The organism is Leuconostoc lactis KCTC 3528 = DSM 20202 (assembly GCF_014651235.1).
Classification (GTDB): domain Bacteria; phylum Bacillota; class Bacilli; order Lactobacillales; family Lactobacillaceae; genus Leuconostoc; species Leuconostoc lactis.
On sequence record NZ_BMWM01000041.1, the window covers coordinates 1 to 5,635 of the forward strand.

Sequence of the window (5,635 nt, forward strand, 5' to 3'; positions counted from 1 at the left end):
CACCATTAAAGACCTTGATGGGTTTTTCTGTCCACTTAAATGTTCAACTTAAATTTTACAATCTGCCTTATTGAAAACTATGGTTCAATTACGACAGGATAATAACTAACATGCCGATTTTAGATTTAAATGATCAAGAAAAAGTACAGGCGTATCAACGTTTTGTTCGAGAAGATCCACGTGGGCAGGTGACCCAAGACCCGCTATGGGGTGAACTCAAAGCGAATTGGGGCCATGTTTATGTTTACCATGAAACGGCAGGGCAAATTGATGCGGTATTAACGGTGTTAACGGTTGAAGCTGTGCCGGGTAAGCTGCTGGGATATGCTGGTCGCGGACCGATTGGCGACATTCATAATGTGGCGTTGATTAAAAGTATGATCCAAGAAGCTTTGGCAGCCTTGCCGGATAATGTGTTCCTCATTCGTTTGGACCCTGAAGTGGCCTATAGCGATGCGTTGAATGCCGAATATCAAGCGGCTGGCTTTGTGACACGTAATCGTGAGATTCACCACATGCATGGCAATATTCAACCACGCAAAAATGTGGTGTTGTATTATGATGGTCGTGGTGAGGGTGCGACACCAATTACGACAGAAGAAGAACTGATGTTACACTTCAAGCGTGATTATCGTAACCAAATCCGTCGCGCGGCCAAAGATGGCGTTACCGTGACTGCTGGTGATTCTGAAGCAGATGTGCGCGCCTTTTTTGAAACTTATGTGATGATGGCTGCGGCACAAGGGATTACCCACCGACCAATTGATTATTTCTTGCGCATGCAACAATTATGGGCTGGTACCGGCTTATTCAAAGTGTTCTTAGCACACTTTGAAGGTCGCGTGATTGCCAGTAGCATTGGCTTTAGCTATGGTGATGAAATCTGGTATATGTATGCTGGTTCTGACCGGCAATATGCGAAGCACTATGGCCCATATGCTGTGCAATGGGAAATGTTAAAATGGGGTCTAGCACTTGGCAAAGTCGAATACGACTTTGGTGGTGTTGGGGACTTTGTGCCCGAAGATGGCCTCTATAAATTTAAGCACGGCTTTGCTTATCATGATCCACAAGCTGAATATATTGGTGAACTGGATTGGGTTGTGGATGAAACAGCCTACGAAACGTATCTTGAACAATTTAAATAATCCGCCGTTGGCGGCTTTTTTAGTTATTCAAGACTATGCTATAATTAAAACATTGTGGGCTAATTCATGGCGTGGTTGACAAGATATGCAGGTAGGGCTTGTGCACGACAAATTTGTTTTAGTAAACGACAGATATTTAAAAGGAGTGTGTTGTGAATGACCATCAAAATGATTGCTTCTGATATGGACGGAACTTTTTTGACAGCAAATGATGCGTATAATCGTCATCGTTTTGAACGTGTCTTGGATCAGCTTCAAGAAAAGGATGTCCGCTTTGTAGCGGCTTCGGGCCGGCAAGTTAAAAACTTGCAACAACTTTTTGCCCCAACGATTGCGAAAGGCTATGAAATCAATTTTGTGGGATCAAATGGGGCGATGGTCGCAACACCAGATGAGCAACTCTATTCTGTCCATTTGTCACCAGCACAATTACATCAAGTCATTGAATGGAATGCCAAAAATCCTGAATCAGCTGAAAATATTATTATTATGACGGGTGATAAGGCAACGTATGTCTCTAACCATGCCACAGGTCCGGTCGCTGATATGGTCTTTCAGTTTTATCCAAATGTGAAGCAAGTGGAAAAATTGATGGAAGTTGATGACCATATTTTAGAAGTGACATTTGTCTGGCCCAATGATGAAGTGCAACAACATGTTGCTGAATTGCGGCAAGTCTTTGGCGATGAACTTCATGCAACGGGGTCAGGATTTGGTTCTGTTGATGTGTTGGGCAAAGGGGTCGACAAAGCAACTGGGTTGCAAGTTTTGCAAGACTACTATGATATTTTAGATCGTGAAGTGATGACCTTTGGTGATAATGGGAACGATTTAGAAATGTTGCAAAAATATGAACATGGTTATGTGATGCCAAATGCCGAATCATTTATGTTGCAGGCCGTGGATAAGCGTGCTTTGAATACGAATGTTAACGATGGGGTGTTAGCCACGATCGAAGATTATTTTGGTTTAGCTAGCACGTCATAAATGATCGCAAACAAAAAAGAAGGTTTATGCCTTCTTTTTTGTTTGCGGTGAAGCAAATCGGTTCACACCAATAGCCACTAGAACCCCCACAAATGTATCTGCAATACGATCAATCACGTAGACAACCGTTGCACCAGCTGGAATATTTAAGGCAATCATCAATAAAGCAGCAAGTGCGCCGATAACCCCACTATTAAAATCAAAACCATCTAAGAAAACAATGGTAATGATCACAAGTAGCGGGAGGATGATAATTGCGACCCAGTCTGCGTGGTCAGTTTGCGTATAAATGAGAAAGTAGACCAAGGCGAGTAAGCCACCAACGGTGTTTGAAATTAAACGGATCTTAGCAAAGCTCAGCGTTTTATCCCAACTTTCACGTAAGGCAAAGACAGCCGCTAAAGCAGCGACAAAAGGGGGACGGTTAAAGCAATAATAAACGGCAATGATTAACATAACCGCCACGGCTGTTTTTAGCGTCCGTAAACCGATCCGGAATCGTCCAAATTGCATAACTGCCTCCACTAATATTCTTATCATTTTATCATAAAGAAATGGTAAAATCTATGTATCACAAAACGAAAGGATCTTGCAACACAGGTTTGTTGCGCGTTGCAAGACAACAACACATGTCAAATCCAGTTTTAGATTTATTGAATAACCATCGTTCAATTCGTGCTTATACGAATAAACCGGTCACCGATGACATTGTGACAACGATTTTATCTGCTGCCAATGCCGGACCAAACCTGAATAATTACCAACCGGTCACCTTTATTGAAATTACTGACCAAGCATTGAAGGCGGAAATTACAGCACAAGTCGGGATGGCTTATATTGAAAGTGCCGCCCGTTATTTTGTGGTTGCCGTCGACTTTAATAAAGACTTGATTGGTTTAACGCCGGAGGTGCGTGCCCTAGCTGAGGAACGGCTAGCGACGTATGCCATGTTAGAAGGTGGCATTGTGTCGGCTGGTGTTGCTTTGGGACGCGCCCAAGTAGCCGCAGAAGCGCTTGGTCTGGGCAGTGTGACCATGGCTGGGGCACTGGGCGCCTTTGAATTATATGAACAACATTTACAATTACCAAAGTTTGTGAAAGCAGTCATGGGCTTTTCAATTGGTTACCCAGCACAAGATCCTGGCATTAAGCCAAAGTTGCCAATGGCTGGGATGTGGATGAAAGATCATTACGATCAAGACCAAATGGTGGGAGCCGTTACGGCATATGATCAAACGATGACGACCTATTATGCCGATCGGGGTGTGGCTAGTTCTTGGGTGCAAAATAATACGAAACTGTTGACACGACTACGTGACTATACGGGTTTGAACAACTATCCAAAGCAAAAAGGCTTTCGCCTATCATAATGCCACACGACAGTAAAAAGACTAAACACGCATCGGTGTTTAGTCTTTTTATGTGGACAAGACAAATAGGAAGATACCGCCAAAAACAGCCAAAATATGATAAAATGAAAGCGCATACAATTTTATTATCATTGTATATAAAATCATCAAAAAGGAGATCAAAACGCTATTATGACAATCCTGATGTTAGCACCAGCTTTACAGGAAAAAATTTGGGGTGGGACAAAACTAGCGACGTTTGGCTACCAGTTACCATCCGACCATGTGGGCGAGGCCTGGGTAATTTCCGCACATGACAACGGGGTCTCAAAGATTACACAAGGTGAGTTTGCCGGGCAAGACTTAGCTCAGTTGTGGACAGAACGACCAGAATTATTTGGTGGGCATGATCCTGAACAGGCATTTCCGCTATTAGCCAAAATTTTAGATGCCCAGGAAAACCTATCGATTCAGGTACACCCGAATGATAAGCAATCATCCGAGAACTTTGGCAAGACGGAAAGTTGGTATATCTTAGATGCCACACCTGACGCCAAGTTATATTACGGGCATCACGCGCCGACTAAAGCGGCGTTAAAAACAATGGTTGACGAACGTGAATGGTCACAGCTACTGCGCACAATTCCGGTACAAAAAGGGGATTTCTTTTATGTGCCGGCTGGGACTTTTCATGCCTTGGGTGCTGGTGTATTAGCTTTAGAAATTCAACAAAGTTCTGATTCAACTTATCGTTTCTATGACTTTGATCGTGTGGATGCGACAACGCAGCAACCACGGCCATTACAAATTGATGCCGCACTCAGTGTGACCAAGGCGCCTCACGTGGATCCGATTTTGAACCAGAGAACGCGGTTGCAAGATCAAACGATTTTAACGCGTTTACTGACATCGCCTAAGTTCACCATTGATAAGTTGTCTGTTCGCGGGGAAAGTCATTTCAACCAGCACCATGATTATGAATTGTTTAATGTGATTGCTGGTGACTTAACTTTGACGGCTGAAGGGACGACCTATCACCTTAAAAAAGGTGATAATTTTATCATGTTAAAGGATACTGGCAACTACACATTATCGGGCCAAGGTGAAGTGATTGTCAGCTTTGTCACGCCAACAAGTTATCGTGAACAAGAACTCTCATATCTCGATAATTAAAGGTAGAACTGTTTTCAGAAAAGACGGTGTAAAAAAATTGAAAAAATGCAATGAAAGCGTTTACTTTTCAGGACAAAAGATGTATACTATTGACTGTAAACAATAACGGCAATAATATATTGTGAAAGCGTTTACATCGCGATTAAATTCCTATATAATCGTATAGTAAACATTTATTGAGAAGGAGATTATCGATGGTTAATCTTATTGTTGCTAGTCATGGTGACTTTGCAAAAGGCATTATCATGTCAGGTTCAATGATTTTCGGTGAACAAGAAAACGTTGAAGTCGTGACATTCCAGCCGACTGAAGGACCAGACGATTTAGATAAGCATTATCAAGATGCCTTGGCAAAGTTTGATAATGACGATGACACATTGTTCTTGGTTGATTTGTGGGGTGGCTCACCGTTTAACCGTGCCAGCCTCATCCAACAACAAAATCCAGAACACGTTGCGATCGTATCTGGGTTGAACTTGCCAATGTTGATTGAAGCTTACGGCGGCCGTCTAGGCATGAATTCAGCACCTGATTTGGCGAAGTACTTGGTACCAGTCTCAAAAGACGGTATTAAGTCAGTGCCAGAAGCAGAAGAAGCAAAGCCAGCAGCGCCAGAAAAGGCGGAAGCTAAAGCTGACGCGACTGATGGTTTGAAGCCAGGTCACATCAACATCAATTTGGCACGTTTGGATACACGTTTGTTGCACGGTCAAGTGGCAACAGCTTGGACGCCATATTCAAAGGCTAACCGTATCATCGTTGTATCTGACGCGGTTGCCCATGATGAATTGCGTAAGAACTTAATCAAGCAAGCAGCGCCAAACGGTGTGAAGGCTAACATCGTGCCAATCAGCAAGATGGAAGAAGTAGCCAAGGACGATCGTTTCGGTGGCGTTGATGCACTTTTGTTGTTGGCAGATTGCAAGAAATAACTTGAACGAATTTAGTGACGTAGATTAAGTAAGAAGATCTCGATTG

5 protein-coding genes and 1 pseudogene are annotated in these 5,635 nt (G+C 43.0%); 5 read left to right on the top strand and 1 reads right to left on the bottom strand.

Going from position 1 to position 5,635, the window contains the following annotated elements:
* Nucleotides 1-110 precede the first annotated feature (110 nt).
* Nucleotides 111-1,148, top strand: a complete 1,038-nt coding sequence (locus IE039_RS08030; protein ID WP_189429007.1) for a lipid II:glycine glycyltransferase FemX — start codon at nucleotides 111-113, stop codon at nucleotides 1,146-1,148.
* A 156-nt stretch (nucleotides 1,149-1,304) separates the two neighbouring features.
* Nucleotides 1,305-2,135 carry a Cof-type HAD-IIB family hydrolase gene (locus tag IE039_RS08035; RefSeq protein WP_189429008.1) on the top strand — a complete coding sequence of 277 codons (831 nt, stop codon included), beginning with the start codon at nucleotides 1,305-1,307 and terminating at the stop codon, nucleotides 2,133-2,135.
* Between the two features lie 24 nt (nucleotides 2,136-2,159).
* Here the strand turns inward: IE039_RS08035 and IE039_RS08040 are convergent, their stop codons facing one another.
* Entirely contained in the window at nucleotides 2,160-2,648 is a 489-nt protein-coding gene (locus IE039_RS08040; RefSeq protein ID WP_068851673.1) for an aromatic acid exporter family protein, read from the bottom strand.
* Nucleotides 2,649-2,764: 116 nt separating this feature from the next.
* Between IE039_RS08040 and IE039_RS08045 the strand changes: the two genes are divergently transcribed.
* The 3 genes and pseudogenes from IE039_RS08045 to IE039_RS08055 form a co-directional block, all read left to right on the top strand.
* Nucleotides 2,765-3,505, top strand: a complete 741-nt coding sequence (locus tag IE039_RS08045; protein ID WP_019041738.1) for a nitroreductase family protein — start codon at nucleotides 2,765-2,767, stop codon at nucleotides 3,503-3,505.
* 171 nt (nucleotides 3,506-3,676) lie between these two features.
* Nucleotides 3,677-4,657 (top strand): type I phosphomannose isomerase catalytic subunit, encoded by a 981-nt coding sequence (locus IE039_RS08050; RefSeq protein WP_019041737.1) that lies wholly within the window; start codon nucleotides 3,677-3,679, stop codon nucleotides 4,655-4,657.
* Nucleotides 4,658-4,851: 194 nt separating this feature from the next.
* Nucleotides 4,852-5,568 (top strand): annotated as a pseudogene (locus IE039_RS08055) (mannose/fructose/sorbose PTS transporter subunit IIA); the annotation flags it as partial.
* Between the last annotated feature and the right edge of the window lie 67 nt (nucleotides 5,569-5,635).

Excerpts from the sequence above, each read along its gene's own strand:
- IE039_RS08030 (WP_189429007.1), top strand. The coding sequence starts at position 111 with ATGCCGATTTTAGATTTAAATGATCAAGAAAAAGTACAGGCGTATCAA.
- IE039_RS08035 (WP_189429008.1), top strand. The coding sequence starts at position 1,305 with ATGACCATCAAAATGATTGCTTCTGATATGGACGGAACTTTTTTGACA.
- IE039_RS08040 (WP_068851673.1), bottom strand. The coding sequence starts at position 2,648 with ATGCAATTTGGACGATTCCGGATCGGTTTACGGACGCTAAAAACAGCC.
- IE039_RS08045 (WP_019041738.1), top strand. The coding sequence starts at position 2,765 with ATGTCAAATCCAGTTTTAGATTTATTGAATAACCATCGTTCAATTCGT.
- IE039_RS08050 (WP_019041737.1), top strand. The coding sequence starts at position 3,677 with ATGACAATCCTGATGTTAGCACCAGCTTTACAGGAAAAAATTTGGGGT.